Raw genomic sequence first — 14,727 nt, 5'->3', positions numbered from 1 at the left:
GCTTACGCGGAGGCCTTGTCGTCCTTCAGGCTAGCGGGTGGCCAATTTTCCAGCCGCATGCCGAGGGACAAGCCGCGCGCTGCCAATACATCCTTGATTTCATTCAAGGACTTCTTACCGAGGTTCGGGGTCTTCAGCAGCTCCACTTCCGTGCGCTGAATCAGATCACCGATGTAGTAGATATTCTCGGCTTTGAGGCAGTTAGCGCTGCGTACGGTCAACTCGAGATCGTCTACGGGGCGCAATAGGATCGGATCGACGTGATCCTCTTCCTCTTCGACTTCCTGCTCTTTATCAGCTTCCAGGTCGACGAAGGCGGCCAGCTGCTCTTGCAGAATGGTCGCACTGCGACGGATAGCCTCTTCCGGATCCAGGGTGCCGTCGGTTTCCAGGTCGATAATCAGCTTATCGAGGTCGGTACGCTGCTCGACACGAGCGGCTTCGACCGAGTAGGAAACACGGCGAACAGGGCTGAAGGTGGCATCCAGCTGCAGGCGTCCAATCGCACGGGTCTCTTCATCAGAGCCACGAGCGTCAGCCGGTTCGTAACCACGACCCAGCGCGACCTTAAGCTGAATTTTCAGCTCGGCACCTTCATTGACGTGTGCAATGACATGGTCCGGGTTGACGATTTCGACGCTATGATCAAGCGCAATGTCGCCAGCGGTGACGACGGCTGGGCCCTGCTTGTTCAGCGAGAGCACCGCCTCATCGCGGCTGTGCATCTTGATCGCAACATCTTTCAAGTTCAGGAGGATTTCGATGACATCTTCCTGCACCCCTTCGAGCGCACTGTATTCGTGCTCTACACCGGCAATTTCAGCCTCTACCACAGCGGCGCCGGGCATGGATGAAAGCAGAATGCGACGAAGTGCATTCCCCAGGGTGTGACCAAAGCCGCGCTCGAATGGTTCGAGGACGATTTTGGCATGATGTGCGCTGATTTCTTCGACCTTGATGTCGCGAGGACGAAGAAACTCTGTCACTGAACGCTGCATATGAACACCTTTCAGGCTGCCAAACGGATACTGAGTACTCTAAAGCACAATACTCAAGAGCATCTGGGCGGTTAGCTTTGCTATCCCGCCCAGGCCTCAAGAAGCAGAAACGTACATCAAACTGCTTACTTGGAGTACAGCTCGACGATCAGGTTTTCGTTGATGTCGGCAGTCAGGTCACCGCGTTCAGGCAGAGCCTTGAAAGTGCCTTCCATCTTCTTGGCGTCGATGTCGATCCAAGCGATGTCGCCACGGTTGGCCGCAATGGTCAACGCGTTTTGAATACGGGCTTGGTTCTTCGCCTTTTCACGGATAGCGACCACGTCACCGGGCTTCACTTGGTAGGAAGCAACGTTAACGGTGCGGCCATTCACGGAAATCGCCTTGTGGCTGACCAGCTGACGCGCTTCAGAGCGAGTCGAGCCGAAGCCCATGCGGTAGACGACGTTGTCCAGTCGGGATTCGAGCAGCTGCAACAATACTTCACCGGTCGCACCTTTCAGGCGAGCGGCTTCTTTGTAGTAGTTGCGGAACTGCTTTTCGAGTACGCCATACATACGGCGTACTTTCTGCTTCTCACGAAGCTGCAAGCCGTAGTCGGAAAGACGCTGACGACGCTGGCCGTGTACACCCGGGATCTGCTCGGATTTACACTTCTTCTCGAAGGGAGTCACGCCACTCTTCAGGAAGAGATCGGTGCCTTCACGGCGAGACAATTTGCACTTAGGTCCAATATAACGAGCCATGAATCTGTCTCCTTAAACGCGGCGTTTCTTAGGCGGACGGCAGCCATTGTGGGGAATGGGCGTCGCGTCTACGATGCTTTGCACGCGGAAGCCGGCGGCATTCAGTGCGCGCACGGCGGATTCACGGCCGGGACCGGGGCCTTTGACCAGCACGTCTACGTTTTTCACACCATACTCGGCTGCAGCAGTCGCTGCACGTTCGCTTGCTACTTGCGCAGCGAACGGGGTGCTCTTACGAGAACCACGAAAACCCGAACCACCGGCAGTTGCCCAAGAGAGAGCATTGCCCTGGCGGTCTGTGATCGTCACGATCGTGTTGTTAAAAGAGGCATGGATATGCGCAACGGCATCCACTACCTGCTTTTTAACCTTTTTACGGTTACTACGCGGGTTAGCCATGTTGATGTCTATTCCTGTCTATACGCTGGCTCTCTATGAAAGAGCCTGCGTGTTATTTGCGGATCGGCTTACGCGGGCCCTTACGGGTACGCGCGTTAGTCTTGGTCCGCTGACCACGCAGCGGAAGACTACGACGATGACGCAGACCACGGTAGCAGCCTAAGTCCATGAGACGCTTGATGTTAAGCGTGACATCACGACGAAGGTCGCCTTCTACGGTGAACTTACCAACTTCAGAACGCAGGGTATCCAGCTCATCGCTGGACAGGTCTACGATCTTGGTAGTCGGCGCGATACCGGCAGCAGCACAAATGTGCTTAGCACGAGTACGGCCAATCCCGAAGATATAGGTCAGCGAGATCGCCGCATGCTTGTTGTCCGGGATATTGACGCCTGCAATACGGGCCATCAGCTTACTCCGAAATTTGAGCGGCTTGCTCGTTTAATCATCTACAAAAGGCGCAACAGCATACCCCTTTATAAGCCCTAAGGCAAGGGGTATGCCGGCACCCGCTTAATACAGCCCAGGTTTAGCCCTGACGCTGTTTGTGCCGCGGCTCGATGCAAATGACGCGAACAGCGCCATTGCGACGAATAATCTTGCAGTTACGGCACATCTTCTTTACGGAAGCTCGAACTTTCATCGTTCTCTCCAATTCGCAACGGCGCGCCTCAGCGCATGATGCCGCCGCTACCGTAGCCTTTCAGGTTGGACTTCTTCATCACTGAGTCATATTGATGCGACATGAGATGCGACTGCACCTGGGCCATGAAGTCCATGATGACCACTACCACGATCAGAAGCGACGTACCGCCAAAGAAGAACGGGACGTTCCACGCTACGATCAGGAACTGGGGCATCAAGGAAACCGCAGTGATATACAAGGCACCGAACAGAGTGAGACGCGTCATCACTTTGTCGATATAGCGAGCGGTCTGCTCGCCGGGGCGAATGCCCGGCAGGAAGGCGCCTGACTTTTTCAAATTGTCAGCCACATCCTTGGGGTTGAAGACCAGCGCTGTGTAAAAGAAGCAGAAGAATACCACTGCCGCCGCGAAAAGCAAGATGTAAAGCGGTTGGCCAGGGCCTAACGCTTGTGATGCACGCTGCAACCACTCCATCCCTTCGCCAGCCCCTACCCACTGACCGATCGAAGCCGGAAAGAGGAGGATGCTAGAAGCAAAGATGGCTGGAATAACACCCGCCATGTTCACCTTCAAAGGCAAGTAGCTGCTTTGGCCTGCATACATCTTATTGCCGACTTGACGTCGCGGATAGTTCACTTTGAGGCGGCGTTGACCGCGCTCGATGAACACCACGAACGCAACGGTGGCAATACCTAGCACTGACAGCGCTAACAGCGGAAGAACATTCCAGGCCCCTTCATTGCGAGCAAGCTCGAACGCTTGCCCCACGGCACTGGGCAGCCCAGCGACGATCCCCGCGAAGATCAGCAGCGAAATACCGTTGCCAATGCCCTTCTCGGTGATCTGCTCACCTAGCCACATCATAAACACCGCACCCGACACAAACGTGATGATCGCAGTGAAATAGAAGCTGAAGTCAGCGCTGTAAGCGATGCCTTGGCTAGCCAGACCCACGGACATGCCGGTAGCCTGGACAAGTGCCAGTATCACCGTGCCGTAGCGGGTGTACTGGCTGATCTTGCGGCGGCCAGCCTCGCCCTCTTTCTTGAGCTGTTCAAGATGAGGGGAGACCGCAGTCATGAGCTGCATGATAATCGACGCCGATATGTAGGGCATAATGCCCAAGGCGAGGACGCTCATGCGCTCCAGGGCGCCACCCGAGAACATGTTGAACATGCCTAGGATGGTGCCCTGTTGCTCCCTAAACAAGGCAGCAAGCTGGTCAGGATTGATACCGGGAACGGGAATGTGGGCACCAATACGGTACACCACGATGGCGAGGAGCACGAAGCGCAAACGCGCCCACAGTTCACCCAGACCGCTGCCCATCGCCGGCATATTTCCTGACTTGGCCATTTAGTCCTCTACCTTGCCGCCAGCGGCTACGATCGCTTCACGGGCACCTTTGGTGACCTTGATACCACGAACGGTAACCGCCTTATTCAGTTCGCCAGAAAGGATGATCTTCGCGTGTTGCGTAGCATCCTTCAGCACGTTGGCTTGCTTCAGGGTTTCCATGGTGACTTCGTCACCTGCAACCTTGGCAAGCTCGGCCAGGCGTACTTCTTCAGATACCAGCGACTTAGCAGACGTGAAGCCGAATTTCGGCAGACGACGCTGCAGCGGCATCTGACCGCCTTCGAAACCAGGCTTGACGCTGCCGCCACTGCGTGATTTCTGACCTTTGTGGCCACGGCCACCGGTCTTACCAAGACCGGAACCGATACCACGACCAACGCGCTTTTCAGCGTGTTTGGAGCCCGGTGCCGGGCTCAGGGTATTGAGTTTCATGGATTACTCTCCCTCAACGCGCACAAGGTAGTTAACCTTGTGGATCATGCCGCGTACGGCAGGGGTGTCTTCCAGCTCAACCGTATGACCGATGCGACGCAGACCCAGGCCTTTCATAGTAGCCTTGTGCTTGGGCAAAACGCCGATGGTGCTGCGGATCTGGGTAACCTTGATCGTTGCTGCCATGGTGCCTTACCCCGTGATCGCTTCGACAGACAGACCGCGCTTAGCGGCCACGTCTTCCGGTGCTTGCATGGAGGAGAGACCTTTGACAGTCGCTCGTACCACGTTAACCGGGTTGGTGGAACCGTAGCACTTGGCCAGTACATCGTGGACACCGGCTAGCTCTAGTACAGAGCGCATGGCGCCACCGGCGATGATACCGGTACCTTCGGAGGCTGGCTGCATGTACACCTTGGAAGCGCCGTGACGGGCTTTGACCGGGTACTGCAGTGTGTTGCCTGCAAGGTTGACCTTGACCATGTTGCGACGAGCCTGGTCCATCGCTTTCTGGATTGCGACCGGCACTTCACGCGCCTTGCCACGACCGAAACCGACACGACCTTTACCATCACCAACGACGGTCAGTGCGGTGAAGCCGAAAATACGACCACCCTTGACCACCTTGGCGACGCGGTTGACCTGCACTAACTTCTCTTGCAGATCGCCGCTTTGCTGTTCGTTCTTCGCCATCGTAAAACCCTTTAGAATTCCAGGCCGCCTTCACGAGCGGCGTCGGCCAGAGCCTTGACGCGACCGTGATACTTAAAGCCAGCACGGTCGAAGGCCACCTGGGTGATGCCTGCTTCTTTAGCGCGCTCAGCAATCAGAGCACCGACCTTAGAGGCCGCGTCTGTGTTGCCAGTCGCACCCTCGCGCAGTGCTTTGTCCAGCGTAGAAGCACTGGCTAGCACTTTGCCACCATCCGGCGAGATAATCTGCGCGTAGATGTGACGCGGGGTACGGTTGACGCACAGGCGATACACGCCCAGCTCGCGGATCTTGGCGCGAGCGCGGCGGGCACGACGGAGACGAGATTCTTTCTTCGCGTTCATAACCCTGCCTTACTTCTTCTTGGCTTCTTTGCGACGCACCTGCTCGTCGGCGTACCGAACACCCTTGCCTTTATACGGCTCAGGCGGACGGAAGGCGCGGATTTCCGCGGCGCACTGACCGAGCACCTGCTTGTCCGCGCTTTTCAGCACGATCACGGTGTTTTTCGGCGTTTCCGCTGTAACACCCTTAGGCAGTTCGTAGTCGACCGGGTGCGAGAAGCCCAGTGAAAGATTGAGCGTCTGGCCCTTAGCTTGGGCACGATAACCGACGCCAACAATTTCGAGAGTTTTTGTGAAACCCTCAGATACGCCCGTGACCAGGTTCTGAACCAAGGCGCGGGTAGTACCGGCCATTGCCCAGCTCTTGGCAGACTCACTCGGGGCGAAGGTCAGCTGGCCGTCTTCTTGAGCGATCACCACGTCTTGGTGAATGGTCATAGACAGCGTGCCCTGGCCGCCTTTGGCGGTCAGCTGGCCAGCGTCGATTTTGATGTCGACACCAGCAGGCACTTTAACCGGATATTTCGCTATGCGGGACATTCCAGCCTCCTAGAATACGGTGCAGATGACTTCGCCACCGACGCCTGCTTGGCGCGCGGCACGATCGGTCATGACACCATTAGAGGTGGTGACAATCGCGATACCCAGACCATCGGCGACCTTAGGCAGGTTGTCTTTGCCTTTGTACTGGCGCAGAGACGGCTTGGAAACCCGCTGAATGTGCTCGATAACCGGCTTACCCTCAAAGTACTTGAGAGTAACGGTCAGCTCGGGTTTAACGCCTTCAGCCACCGTAAAGTCGGTAATGTAGCCTTCTTCCTTTAGCACGCGGGCCACTTCGACTTTCAGCTTGGAGGACGGCATGGTAGCCGTCTCCTTGGTGGCCATCTGCGCATTGCGGATACGGGTGAACATATCCGCCAGAGTGTCTTGCATGCTCATTTAATGTGCGCTCCTGATGATTCTACGTGGCGTTACCAGCTGGACTTCTTCAGACCAGGGACGTCGCCACGCATGGCGGCTTCACGCAGCTTGTTACGGCCGAGACCGAACTTGTTGTAAAAACCGTGCGGACGGCCAGTCACGCGGCAGCGGTTACGCTGACGCACCGGGCTTGAGTCGCGCGGCAGTTGCTGCAGCTTCAGCGTCGCCTCGAAACGATCTTCTTCAGAAGCGTTCACGTCCGAGATGATTTTCTTGAGCTCTGCGCGCTTAGCCGCATACTTCTCGACAAGCTGAGTACGCTTGAGCTCACGCTCTACCATACTTTTCTTAGCCATGATCCAACCCTTATTTCTTGAACGGGAAGTTCAGTGCAGCTAGCAGCGCACGGCCTTCCTCGTCGGTGTTGGCGGTAGTAGTGATAGTGACGTCCAGCCCCCGAACGCGATCGATCTTATCATACTCGATCTCCGGGAAGATGATCTGCTCACGCACACCCATAGAGTAATTGCCGCGACCGTCAAAAGACTTCGGGTTAAGACCACGGAAGTCACGCACGCGGGGAATCGCAATGTTTACCAGGCGGTCCAGGAAGTCCCACATACGCTCAGAGCGCAGTGTCACTTTGATACCGATCGGCCAACCTTCGCGCACCTTGAAGCCCGCGATAGACTTGCGTGCCTTAGTCACCAGCGGCTTCTGACCAGAGAGCTTCTCCAGGTCGCCGATGGCGTTGTCGATCAGTTTTTTATCACTGACCGCTTCGCCGATACCCATGTTCAGAGTCACTTTCGTGATCCGGGGTACCTGCATTACGTTGGCGTAGCTGAACTGCTCTTTGAGTTGAGCCACCACCTCGTTTTGATAACGTTCTTTCAAGTTCGCCATTTTGCTACCCGACTCGCGTTAGGCGTCGATCTGCGTCTGCGTCGACTTGTAGATACGTACCTTGGTACCGTCTTCCTTAACTTGGAAGCCGACGCGATCCGCCTTACCGGTCTCCGAATTGAAGATGGCTACGTTGGACGCGTGAATCGGAGCCTCACGCTCGACGATACCGCCCTGATTACCCGCCATGGGATTGGGCTTGGTGTGACGTTTGATCATGTTCACACCAGACACCACGAAGCGGTTTTCTAGTACCCGCTTAACGGTGCCGCGCTTGCCCTTATCCTTCCCGGCGATGACGATGACTTCATCGTCACGTTTGATCTTTTGCATATCCGCCTCGCTCCTTACAGCACTTCAGGCGCTAGGGAAATGATCTTCATGAACTTCTCGTTACGAAGTTCACGAGTTACCGGCCCGAAGATACGCGTGCCGATCGGCTGTTCGTTGGTGTTGTTCAACAAAACTGCCGCATTTCCATCGAAACGGATCAGCGAACCGTCACTACGACGGACGCCACTACGGGTGCGAACGACTACCGCTTTCAGCACTTGGCCTTTTTTGACCTTACCGCGCGGAATAGCTTCTTTCACCGTTACTTTAATGACGTCACCAACGCGGGCGTAACGACGGTGTGAACCGCCTAGCACCTTGATGCATTGCACCCGGCGCGCTCCGCTGTTGTCGGCGACATCCAGCATTGTCTGAGTCTGAATCATCGGTTTTCTCCAAACCTAATCTGACTGCACTGGTTGGACAGACCTAGGAATTAACCTTTGGCCTGCTCGACCACCTCGACCAGCGTCCAGGCTTTCTTCTTGGAAAGCGGACGGCACTCCTGAATGGAAACCGTATCGCCTGCCTTTGCCTGGTTCGCCTCATCATGGGCGTGCAGCTTGGTGGAGCGCTTAACGTATTTTCCGTAGATCGGGTGACGCTCACGACGCTCGATCATAACGACGATGGACTTATCCATCTTGTCGCTGACCACCTTGCCGGTCAGCGTACGTGTTTTTTTCTCTTCGGCCATCTCAATCACCTGCCTTCTCGTTGAGCACAGTCTTAACGCGGGCGATATCCCGACGGACCTGCTTGAGCAGATGAGTCTGGCTCAGTTGGCCTGTGGCCTTCTGCATGCGCAGGTTAAACTGCTCGCGGAGGAGCTCGAGGAGCTGCTCTTTGAGCTCTCCTACGGACTTTTCACGAATTTCCTGGGCTTTCATCACATCACCGTCCGTTTCGCAAAGGTGGTGGACAGGGGCATCTTCTGGGCGGCCAGTTCAAATGCTTCACGGGCCAGCTCTTCGGATACACCTTCAATTTCATACAGGACCCGACCCGGCTGGATCTGGGCTACCCAGTACTCAACTGAACCTTTACCCTTACCCATACGAACTTCGAGCGGCTTCTTGGAGATCGGCTTGTCAGGGAAAACGCGGATCCAGATCTTACCGCCACGCTTAACGTGACGTGTGATCGCACGACGGCCTGCTTCGATCTGGCGCGCAGTAATGCGGCCACGACCGGTTGCTTTGAGACCGTATTCCCCGAAGCTGATCTTGCTTCCGCGATGCGCCAGGCCACGGTTGCGGCCTTTCATCATCTTGCGGAATTTCATACGCTTGGGCTGTAACATCGACTCGCTCTCCCCTTACCTGGAACCTTTCTTCTTGGGCGCGTTGCCGGCAGGCTGCTGTTGCTTAGCCTTGGCACGTACTTCCTCGATACCGCCGAGGATTTCGCCCTTGAAGATCCACACTTTGACGCCGATAACGCCATAGGTGGTGTGAGCCTCAAAGGTGGCGTAGTCGATATCAGCACGCAGGGTATGCAGCGGAACGCGACCTTCGCGGTACCATTCGGTACGGGCGATTTCAGCACCACCAAGACGACCTGACAGCTGAATCTTGATGCCGCCAGCGCCAAGACGCATTGCGTTTTGTACCGCGCGCTTCATCGCACGACGGAACATAACGCGACGCTCAAGCTGACCCGCTACGTTAGCAGCAACCAGCTTGGCATCCAGCTCCGGCTTGCGAACTTCTTCGATGTTCACATGAACCGGAACACCCATCATCTCGGTGAGGTCGCGACGCAAACGGTCGACATCTTCACCTTTCTTACCAATCACGATACCCGGACGGGCAGTGTGAATGGTGATGCGGGCATTGTTAGCCGGACGCTCGATGTGAATGCGGCTAACGGAGGCGTTTTTCAGACGCTCTTCCAGGAAGCTGCGCACTTCGAGATCGTTGTTGAGCTTATCGGCATAGGCGCCGCGCTCGGCATACCAGACAGAAGCATGGTCTTTGACGATGCCCAGTCGAATGCCTGTTGGATTGACTTTCTGACCCATCTGGTCGACTCCTACTTCTCGGCTACCTTGACGGTGATGTGGCAGGTGCGCTTCAAGATACGATCCGCACGGCCTTTGGCGCGCGGCTTGATACGCTTGAGCGTCATGCCCTCATCGACGCAGATGGTCGAGACACGCAGCTCGTCGATGTCCATGCCGTTGTTTTCTTCCGCATTCGCGATGGCGGACTGAAGCACTTTCTTGACCAGTTTGGCAGCCTTCTTCGGGGAGAAGGTCAGCAGATCAAGCGCTTCGGCGACCGGTTTACCGCGCACCTGGTCAGCCACCAAACGGGCCTTCTGTGCGGATAAAGCAGCGCCACTCAGCTTAGCTGTGACTTCCATCTCTTAATCCTCTCTGGCTTACCGTTTGGCTTTCTTGTCCGCCGCATGCCCGCGATAAGTGCGAGTAGCAGCGAATTCGCCCAGCTTGTGACCAACCATTTCCTCGGAAACATGCACCGGGACGTGTTGGCGACCGTTATGGACAGCAATTGTGAGGCCTACCATGTTTGGCAGGATCATCGAACGACGCGACCAAGTCTTGATCGGTTTACGGTCGTTCTTCTCCACTGCAGCCTCTACCTTCTTCAAAAGATGAAGGTCAATGAAGGGACCTTTCTTTAGTGAACGTGGCACAGCCGTTACCTCTTAATGTCTTGGCAATTTAGATCAACGTGTCTTATTACGACGACGAACGATCAGCTTGTCGGTGCGCTTGTTCTTACGCGTCTTGTGACCCTTAGTCGGCACGCCCCATGGGGATACCGGGTGACGTCCACCACTGGTGCGGCCTTCACCACCACCGTGCGGGTGATCCACCGGGTTCATCGCGACACCGCGAACAGTCGGACGCACACCTCTCCAGCGCTTCGCACCGGCCTTGCCAAGTTGACGCAGGCTGTGCTCGGAGTTGCTCACTTCACCCAAGGTTGCGCGGCATTCAGCCAAAACCTTGCGCATTTCGCCAGAGCGAAGACGCAGGGTGGCGTAATTACCTTCACGAGCAACCAGCTGAGCGCTAGTACCGGCACTGCGAGCAATCTGCGCGCCTTTACCCGGCTTCAGTTCGATACCGTGAACGGTAGAACCCAGCGGGATGTTACGCAGAGGCAAGGCATTGCCTTTCTTGATGGGCGCGTTAACACCAGATTCCAGCACGTCACCCGCGCTGACACCTTTCGGTGCAATGATGTAACGACGCTCGCCATCGGCATACTTCAGCAGCGCAATGTGCGCACTGCGGTTCGGGTCGTGCTCCAGACGCTCAACAGTAGCAGGAATGCCATCTTTGGTGCGTTTGAAGTCGATCAACCGATAGTGATGACGGTGACCACCGCCCACGTGGCGGGTGGTGATGCGACCGTAGTTGTTACGGCCACCGGACTTGGACTGTTTTTCCAAAAGCGGTGCATAAGCACGGCCCTTGTACAGCTCCTCACCAACGATCTTGACGACGTGGCGACGACCGGCGGATGTGGGTTTGGTCTTGACGATTGCCATTATCCGTACTCCTGCCCTTATTCGGCGCCAGAGAAGTCTTCGAGCGTTTCACCCGCAGCCAGGGTCACATACGCTTTGCGGTAACCCTTACGCAGGCCAACGCCGTGAGCAGTACGCTTTGTTTTACCCTTAACGTTCAGCACCTGAACGCTGCCGACCTTCTTGCCGAACAGTGCTTCAACGGCTTTCTTGATCTCGGGCTTGGTAGCATCGCTTGCCACCTTGAAAACGTACTGGTTGCGCTCGGCTGCCATCGCGGCCTTTTCGGTCACGTGCGGTCCAAGCAGAACCTTGAATACGCGTTCCTGGTTCATGCCAGCTTCTCCTCGAATTTACGCAGGGCGGAGACGGTGACCAGGACCTTATCAAAGGCAACCAGGCTCACCGGATCAGCTGCAGCGACATCCACCACATCGACGTGGGGAAGGTTGCGTGCGGCCAGATAGAGCGTTTCGTCAACTTCTTCAGTGACGATCAACACTTTCTCAAGGTTGAGCTCTTTCAGCTTGGCAGCTACCTGCTTGGTCTTCGGCGCTTCTACGCTGAACTCTTCAATAGCGACTAAACGCTCTTGACGTACCAGCTCAGACAGGATGGAACGCATCGCCGCGCGGTACATTTTGCGGTTAACTTTCTGGGTGTAGTCCTGTGGACGCGCCGCGAAAGTCACACCGCCGCTGCGCCACAGCGGAGAGCGGATAGTACCGGCACGTGCACGACCGGTACCCTTCTGACGCCACGGCTTCTTACCACCACCACGTACGTCGGAACGGTTCTTTTGAGCGCGCGTACCCTGACGGCCACCAGCCAAGTAGGCGGTAACGACCTGGTGCACCAGCGCTTCGTTGAATTCTTTGCCAAAAGTGGCGTCGGCTACTTCAACGGTACCCGTGCCTGCAGCAAGATTCAGATTCATTGGTAATTATCCCCTTCAGCCAGCTTTCACGGCGCTGCGAACGATAACGTCGCTACCGGTAGCACCCGGTACTGCGCCTTTGATCAGCAGCAGGTTACGCTCGGCGTCGACACGGACGATCTCAAGGCTCTGTACGGTGCAACGGGTGTTACCCATTTGACCGGCCATTTTCTTGCCTTTGAATACGCGGCCAGGTGTCTGACACATGCCGATAGAACCCGGCGCGCGATGCGACAGGGAGTTACCATGGCTGTTGTCTTGGGTACGGAAGTTCCAGCGCTTAACAGCACCCTGGAAGCCTTTACCCTTAGAGGTGCCGGTCACGTCGATCATTTGACCAGCTTCGAAGAGGGATACGGTGAGTTCGCCACCCACTTCAGGAGCTTCTTCGCCTTCTGCAAGACGGAATTCCATCAGTGAACGACCAGCCTCAACACCCGCCTTGGCAAACTGTCCAGCTTGCGCTTTGGTGAGGTGCTTGGCTTTACGAGAACCTGTAGTCACCTGAACCGCTGCGTAGCCGTCAGACTCAATGGTCTTAACGCGCGTTACACGGTTAGGATCAACTTCAATAACGGTCACGGGCACGGATGCGCCATCTTCGGTAAAGACACGGGTCATCCCGGCCTTTTTACCGACTAAACCGATAGTCATACTCAGTCTCCTATAGTGTACGGGGCTATCACCCGCTATGGCTGCCCTTTCCAGAGCATTCCACTAGCACATTGTGTGGCGCCTCACGGCGCGGCGGCTGCTGCTCACATACTAAAAACGGTGAGCGCTGGGCCGCGAAGTGTCTAGTGTATTAGTCGAGCTTGATTTGCACGTCTACGCCAGCGGCGAGATCGAGCTTCATCAGCGCATCAACAGTTTTCTCGGTCGGCTCAACGATGTCGAGCACACGCTTATGAGTACGAATCTCATACTGATCACGCGCATCTTTGTTGACGTGCGGTGAAACCAGAATGGTATAGCGCTCGCGGTTGGTCGGCAGCGGAATCGGCCCACGAACCTGAGCACCAGTACGCTTAGCGGTTTCAACGATTTCCGCTGTGGACTGATCAATCAGGCGATGGTCGAACGCTTTCAACCGAATGCGAATCTTTTGGTTCTGCATTTGCCCTAAACTCCAATGGATGTCGACGGCGCGAGCCGTCTACCCACGCATTCAAAGGATGCGCATTATAGGCACGCCAAAAGCCCATGTCAAACATTTGCTATTGGTGCGCAGAAAAAGGGGCTCGCAAGAGCCCCTCTTGATCAACCATCAAGCAAGCTTACTTGACGATTTTTGCAACAACGCCAGCACCAACGGTACGACCACCTTCGCGGATTGCGAAGCGCAGACCTTCGTCCATAGCGATTGGAGCAATCAGGGTAACAACCATCTTAACGTTGTCGCCCGGCATTACCATTTCAACGCCTTCCGGCAGTTCACAAGTACCTGTTACGTCAGTGGTACGGAAGTAGAACTGGGGACGGTAGCCTTTGAAGAAAGGCGTGTGACGACCACCTTCTTCTTTGGACAGTACGTAGACTTCGGCTTCGAAGACAGTGTGCGGGTTGATGGTGCCCGGCTTCGCCAGCACCTGACCACGCTCAACGTCATCACGCTTAGTACCACGCAGCAGCGCACCAACGTTCTCACCTGCACGACCTTCGTCGAGCAGCTTACGGAACATTTCTACGCCAGTAACGGTGGTTTTGGTGGTGTCGCGGATACCCACGATTTCCACTTCTTCACCAGCTTTAACGATACCGCGCTCTACACGACCGGTAACAACGGTACCACGGCCAGAGATAGAGAATACGTCTTCGATCGGCATCAGGAACGGCTGGTCGATCGCACGCTCCGGCTCAGGGATGTAGTCATCCAGAGCTTTGATTAGGTTAGCTACCGCAGTAGTACCCATGCCGTTCTCGTCTTCACCGTTCAGCGCCATCAGCGCAGAACCAGTAATGATCGGCGTGTCGTCACCCGGGAAGTCGTACTCGGACAGAAGTTCACGAACTTCCATTTCGACCAGCTCGAGCAGCTCTTCGTCATCGACCATGTCCGCTTTGTTCAGGAACACAACGATGTACGGAACGCCAACCTGACGAGACAGCAGGATGTGCTCACGCGTCTGCGGCATGGGGCCGTCAGCGGCAGAACATACCAGGATCGCGCCGTCCATCTGGGCAGCACCGGTGATCATGTTCTTGACGTAGTCAGCGTGTCCCGGGCAGTCAACGTGTGCGTAGTGACGCACTTCAGACTGGTATTCAACGTGAGATGTCGCGATGGTGATACCACGCTCACGCTCTTCCGGAGCGTTATCGATGGTATCGAATTCACGCCAGTCGCCGCCGAAAACCTCAGCAGACACGCGGGTCAGGGCCGCTGTCAGAGTCGTTTTACCGTGGTCGACGTGACCGATGGTGCCGACGTTGACGTGCGGTTTGGAACGTTCAAATTTTTCCTTAGCCACTGCTATAACCTCTTT

The 14,727-nt window shown here is 55.9% G+C and carries 28 protein-coding genes; all 28 read right to left on the bottom strand.

The genetic code is table 11. The features are described 5' to 3' along the window. Nucleotides 1-2: 2 nt before the first annotated feature. Nucleotides 3-998 (bottom strand): DNA-directed RNA polymerase subunit alpha, encoded by a 996-nt coding sequence (locus L1249_RS02025; protein WP_016915790.1) that lies wholly within the window; start codon nt 996-998, stop codon nt 3-5. A gap of 125 nt (nt 999-1,123) precedes the next feature. Continuing rightward, a complete protein-coding gene (rpsD, locus tag L1249_RS02020; RefSeq protein ID WP_044628820.1) occupies nt 1,124-1,744 on the bottom strand; it encodes a 30S ribosomal protein S4 in 621 nt (206 codons plus the stop codon). A gap of 12 nt (nt 1,745-1,756) precedes the next feature. Then, the gene (gene rpsK, locus L1249_RS02015) at nt 1,757-2,143 is read right to left on the bottom strand and encodes a 30S ribosomal protein S11 (protein WP_009099028.1); all 387 of its coding nucleotides are present in this window, start codon (nt 2,141-2,143) and stop codon (nt 1,757-1,759) included. A 52-nt stretch (nt 2,144-2,195) separates the two neighbouring features. Then, nucleotides 2,196-2,552 (bottom strand): 30S ribosomal protein S13, encoded by a 357-nt coding sequence (rpsM, locus tag L1249_RS02010; RefSeq protein WP_044628821.1) that lies wholly within the window; start codon nt 2,550-2,552, stop codon nt 2,196-2,198. Nucleotides 2,553-2,673: 121 nt separating this feature from the next. Further along, the gene (gene rpmJ / locus L1249_RS02005; RefSeq protein WP_009099023.1) at nt 2,674-2,787 is read right to left on the bottom strand and encodes a 50S ribosomal protein L36; all 114 of its coding nucleotides are present in this window, start codon (nt 2,785-2,787) and stop codon (nt 2,674-2,676) included. 28 nt (nt 2,788-2,815) lie between these two features. Further along, nucleotides 2,816-4,147, bottom strand: a complete 1,332-nt coding sequence (secY, locus tag L1249_RS02000) for a preprotein translocase subunit SecY (protein ID WP_044628822.1) — start codon at nt 4,145-4,147, stop codon at nt 2,816-2,818. Then, nucleotides 4,148-4,582 (bottom strand): 50S ribosomal protein L15, encoded by a 435-nt coding sequence (gene rplO / locus L1249_RS01995; protein WP_044628823.1) that lies wholly within the window; start codon nt 4,580-4,582, stop codon nt 4,148-4,150. Between the two features lie 3 nt (nt 4,583-4,585). Then, a complete protein-coding gene (gene rpmD, locus L1249_RS01990) occupies nt 4,586-4,768 on the bottom strand; it encodes a 50S ribosomal protein L30 (protein WP_009723888.1) in 183 nt (60 codons plus the stop codon). A 6-nt stretch (nt 4,769-4,774) separates the two neighbouring features. After that, on the bottom strand, nt 4,775-5,275 hold the full coding sequence (gene rpsE, locus L1249_RS01985) for a 30S ribosomal protein S5 (protein WP_044628824.1): 501 nt from the start codon (nt 5,273-5,275) through the stop codon (nt 4,775-4,777). A gap of 11 nt (nt 5,276-5,286) precedes the next feature. Then, nucleotides 5,287-5,637, bottom strand: a complete 351-nt coding sequence (rplR, locus tag L1249_RS01980) for a 50S ribosomal protein L18 (RefSeq protein ID WP_044628825.1) — start codon at nt 5,635-5,637, stop codon at nt 5,287-5,289. A gap of 9 nt (nt 5,638-5,646) precedes the next feature. After that, the gene (gene rplF / locus L1249_RS01975; RefSeq protein WP_044628826.1) at nt 5,647-6,177 is read right to left on the bottom strand and encodes a 50S ribosomal protein L6; all 531 of its coding nucleotides are present in this window, start codon (nt 6,175-6,177) and stop codon (nt 5,647-5,649) included. 9 nt (nt 6,178-6,186) lie between these two features. After that, nucleotides 6,187-6,579: a 30S ribosomal protein S8 gene (rpsH, locus tag L1249_RS01970; RefSeq protein WP_009723892.1), complete on the bottom strand. Its 393-nt coding sequence runs from the start codon at nt 6,577-6,579 to the stop codon at nt 6,187-6,189. A 32-nt stretch (nt 6,580-6,611) separates the two neighbouring features. Beyond that, a complete protein-coding gene (rpsN, locus tag L1249_RS01965) occupies nt 6,612-6,917 on the bottom strand; it encodes a 30S ribosomal protein S14 (protein WP_044628827.1) in 306 nt (101 codons plus the stop codon). Between the two features lie 10 nt (nt 6,918-6,927). Continuing rightward, on the bottom strand, nt 6,928-7,467 hold the full coding sequence (rplE, locus tag L1249_RS01960) for a 50S ribosomal protein L5 (protein ID WP_044628828.1): 540 nt from the start codon (nt 7,465-7,467) through the stop codon (nt 6,928-6,930). A gap of 18 nt (nt 7,468-7,485) precedes the next feature. Continuing rightward, entirely contained in the window at nt 7,486-7,800 is a 315-nt protein-coding gene (rplX, locus tag L1249_RS01955) for a 50S ribosomal protein L24 (RefSeq protein WP_009723895.1), read from the bottom strand. Nucleotides 7,801-7,814: 14 nt separating this feature from the next. After that, entirely contained in the window at nt 7,815-8,186 is a 372-nt protein-coding gene (gene rplN, locus L1249_RS01950) for a 50S ribosomal protein L14 (RefSeq protein ID WP_009723896.1), read from the bottom strand. 50 nt (nt 8,187-8,236) lie between these two features. Further along, nucleotides 8,237-8,497, bottom strand: coding sequence for a 30S ribosomal protein S17 (rpsQ, locus tag L1249_RS01945; protein WP_009723897.1), 261 nt, complete (start codon nt 8,495-8,497; stop codon nt 8,237-8,239). A 1-nt stretch (nt 8,498) separates the two neighbouring features. Continuing rightward, a complete protein-coding gene (gene rpmC, locus L1249_RS01940; RefSeq protein ID WP_044628829.1) occupies nt 8,499-8,690 on the bottom strand; it encodes a 50S ribosomal protein L29 in 192 nt (63 codons plus the stop codon). Next, nucleotides 8,690-9,103, bottom strand: a complete 414-nt coding sequence (rplP, locus tag L1249_RS01935; RefSeq protein WP_007112000.1) for a 50S ribosomal protein L16 — start codon at nt 9,101-9,103, stop codon at nt 8,690-8,692. The genes rpmC and rplP overlap by 1 nt, the downstream gene beginning before the upstream one ends. 15 nt (nt 9,104-9,118) lie before the next feature. Beyond that, the gene (gene rpsC / locus L1249_RS01930; RefSeq protein ID WP_044628830.1) at nt 9,119-9,823 is read right to left on the bottom strand and encodes a 30S ribosomal protein S3; all 705 of its coding nucleotides are present in this window, start codon (nt 9,821-9,823) and stop codon (nt 9,119-9,121) included. 11 nt (nt 9,824-9,834) lie between these two features. Next, entirely contained in the window at nt 9,835-10,167 is a 333-nt protein-coding gene (gene rplV, locus L1249_RS01925; protein ID WP_044628831.1) for a 50S ribosomal protein L22, read from the bottom strand. A gap of 18 nt (nt 10,168-10,185) precedes the next feature. Then, nucleotides 10,186-10,461 carry a 30S ribosomal protein S19 gene (gene rpsS / locus L1249_RS01920; protein WP_009098993.1) on the bottom strand — a complete coding sequence of 92 codons (276 nt, stop codon included), beginning with the start codon at nt 10,459-10,461 and terminating at the stop codon, nt 10,186-10,188. A gap of 33 nt (nt 10,462-10,494) precedes the next feature. Further along, nucleotides 10,495-11,325 carry a 50S ribosomal protein L2 gene (gene rplB / locus L1249_RS01915; protein WP_044628832.1) on the bottom strand — a complete coding sequence of 277 codons (831 nt, stop codon included), beginning with the start codon at nt 11,323-11,325 and terminating at the stop codon, nt 10,495-10,497. 17 nt (nt 11,326-11,342) lie between these two features. Beyond that, nucleotides 11,343-11,639, bottom strand: coding sequence for a 50S ribosomal protein L23 (gene rplW / locus L1249_RS01910; RefSeq protein ID WP_009723902.1), 297 nt, complete (start codon nt 11,637-11,639; stop codon nt 11,343-11,345). Next, nucleotides 11,636-12,241, bottom strand: coding sequence for a 50S ribosomal protein L4 (rplD, locus tag L1249_RS01905; protein WP_054640900.1), 606 nt, complete (start codon nt 12,239-12,241; stop codon nt 11,636-11,638). Before rplD ends, rplW begins: the two co-directional genes overlap by 4 nt. Before the next feature lie 15 nt (nt 12,242-12,256). After that, nucleotides 12,257-12,895: a 50S ribosomal protein L3 gene (gene rplC, locus L1249_RS01900; RefSeq protein WP_044628835.1), complete on the bottom strand. Its 639-nt coding sequence runs from the start codon at nt 12,893-12,895 to the stop codon at nt 12,257-12,259. Nucleotides 12,896-13,046: 151 nt separating this feature from the next. Beyond that, entirely contained in the window at nt 13,047-13,358 is a 312-nt protein-coding gene (gene rpsJ / locus L1249_RS01895; protein ID WP_044628836.1) for a 30S ribosomal protein S10, read from the bottom strand. A gap of 160 nt (nt 13,359-13,518) precedes the next feature. Continuing rightward, complete coding sequence (gene tuf, locus L1249_RS01890; protein WP_044628837.1) at nt 13,519-14,712, bottom strand: elongation factor Tu; 1,194 nt, start codon at nt 14,710-14,712, stop codon at nt 13,519-13,521. Between the last annotated feature and the right edge of the window lie 15 nt (nt 14,713-14,727).

The sequence above is a fragment of the Halomonas sp. Cn5-12 genome, from assembly GCF_021532545.1.
Classification (GTDB): domain Bacteria; phylum Pseudomonadota; class Gammaproteobacteria; order Pseudomonadales; family Halomonadaceae; genus Vreelandella; species Vreelandella aquamarina.
The sequence above is the reverse complement of the archived record's forward strand: the minus strand, read 5'-3'. Positions and strand labels throughout refer to the sequence as shown.

What these genes read in the sequence shown, in the direction of transcription:
- L1249_RS02025 (WP_016915790.1), bottom strand. Translation starts at nt 998, where the DNA reads ATGCAGCGTTCAGTGACAGAGTTTCTTCGTCCTCGCGACATCAAGGTC.
- rpsD (WP_044628820.1), bottom strand. Translation starts at nt 1,744, where the DNA reads ATGGCTCGTTATATTGGACCTAAGTGCAAATTGTCTCGCCGTGAAGGC.
- rpsK (WP_009099028.1), bottom strand. Translation starts at nt 2,143, where the DNA reads ATGGCTAACCCGCGTAGTAACCGTAAAAAGGTTAAAAAGCAGGTAGTG.
- rpsM (WP_044628821.1), bottom strand. Translation starts at nt 2,552, where the DNA reads ATGGCCCGTATTGCAGGCGTCAATATCCCGGACAACAAGCATGCGGCG.
- rpmJ (WP_009099023.1), bottom strand. Translation starts at nt 2,787, where the DNA reads ATGAAAGTTCGAGCTTCCGTAAAGAAGATGTGCCGTAACTGCAAGATT.
- secY (WP_044628822.1), bottom strand. Translation starts at nt 4,147, where the DNA reads ATGGCCAAGTCAGGAAATATGCCGGCGATGGGCAGCGGTCTGGGTGAA.
- rplO (WP_044628823.1), bottom strand. Translation starts at nt 4,582, where the DNA reads ATGAAACTCAATACCCTGAGCCCGGCACCGGGCTCCAAACACGCTGAA.
- rpmD (WP_009723888.1), bottom strand. Translation starts at nt 4,768, where the DNA reads ATGGCAGCAACGATCAAGGTTACCCAGATCCGCAGCACCATCGGCGTT.
- rpsE (WP_044628824.1), bottom strand. Translation starts at nt 5,275, where the DNA reads ATGGCGAAGAACGAACAGCAAAGCGGCGATCTGCAAGAGAAGTTAGTG.
- rplR (WP_044628825.1), bottom strand. Translation starts at nt 5,637, where the DNA reads ATGAACGCGAAGAAAGAATCTCGTCTCCGTCGTGCCCGCCGCGCTCGC.
- rplF (WP_044628826.1), bottom strand. Translation starts at nt 6,177, where the DNA reads ATGTCCCGCATAGCGAAATATCCGGTTAAAGTGCCTGCTGGTGTCGAC.
- rpsH (WP_009723892.1), bottom strand. Translation starts at nt 6,579, where the DNA reads ATGAGCATGCAAGACACTCTGGCGGATATGTTCACCCGTATCCGCAAT.
- rpsN (WP_044628827.1), bottom strand. Translation starts at nt 6,917, where the DNA reads ATGGCTAAGAAAAGTATGGTAGAGCGTGAGCTCAAGCGTACTCAGCTT.
- rplE (WP_044628828.1), bottom strand. Translation starts at nt 7,467, where the DNA reads ATGGCGAACTTGAAAGAACGTTATCAAAACGAGGTGGTGGCTCAACTC.
- rplX (WP_009723895.1), bottom strand. Translation starts at nt 7,800, where the DNA reads ATGCAAAAGATCAAACGTGACGATGAAGTCATCGTCATCGCCGGGAAG.
- rplN (WP_009723896.1), bottom strand. Translation starts at nt 8,186, where the DNA reads ATGATTCAGACTCAGACAATGCTGGATGTCGCCGACAACAGCGGAGCG.
- rpsQ (WP_009723897.1), bottom strand. Translation starts at nt 8,497, where the DNA reads ATGGCCGAAGAGAAAAAAACACGTACGCTGACCGGCAAGGTGGTCAGC.
- rpmC (WP_044628829.1), bottom strand. Translation starts at nt 8,690, where the DNA reads ATGAAAGCCCAGGAAATTCGTGAAAAGTCCGTAGGAGAGCTCAAAGAG.
- rplP (WP_007112000.1), bottom strand. Translation starts at nt 9,103, where the DNA reads ATGTTACAGCCCAAGCGTATGAAATTCCGCAAGATGATGAAAGGCCGC.
- rpsC (WP_044628830.1), bottom strand. Translation starts at nt 9,823, where the DNA reads ATGGGTCAGAAAGTCAATCCAACAGGCATTCGACTGGGCATCGTCAAA.
- rplV (WP_044628831.1), bottom strand. Translation starts at nt 10,167, where the DNA reads ATGGAAGTCACAGCTAAGCTGAGTGGCGCTGCTTTATCCGCACAGAAG.
- rplB (WP_044628832.1), bottom strand. Translation starts at nt 11,325, where the DNA reads ATGGCAATCGTCAAGACCAAACCCACATCCGCCGGTCGTCGCCACGTC.
- rplW (WP_009723902.1), bottom strand. Translation starts at nt 11,639, where the DNA reads ATGAACCAGGAACGCGTATTCAAGGTTCTGCTTGGACCGCACGTGACC.
- rplD (WP_054640900.1), bottom strand. Translation starts at nt 12,241, where the DNA reads ATGAATCTGAATCTTGCTGCAGGCACGGGTACCGTTGAAGTAGCCGAC.
- rplC (WP_044628835.1), bottom strand. Translation starts at nt 12,895, where the DNA reads ATGACTATCGGTTTAGTCGGTAAAAAGGCCGGGATGACCCGTGTCTTT.
- rpsJ (WP_044628836.1), bottom strand. Translation starts at nt 13,358, where the DNA reads ATGCAGAACCAAAAGATTCGCATTCGGTTGAAAGCGTTCGACCATCGC.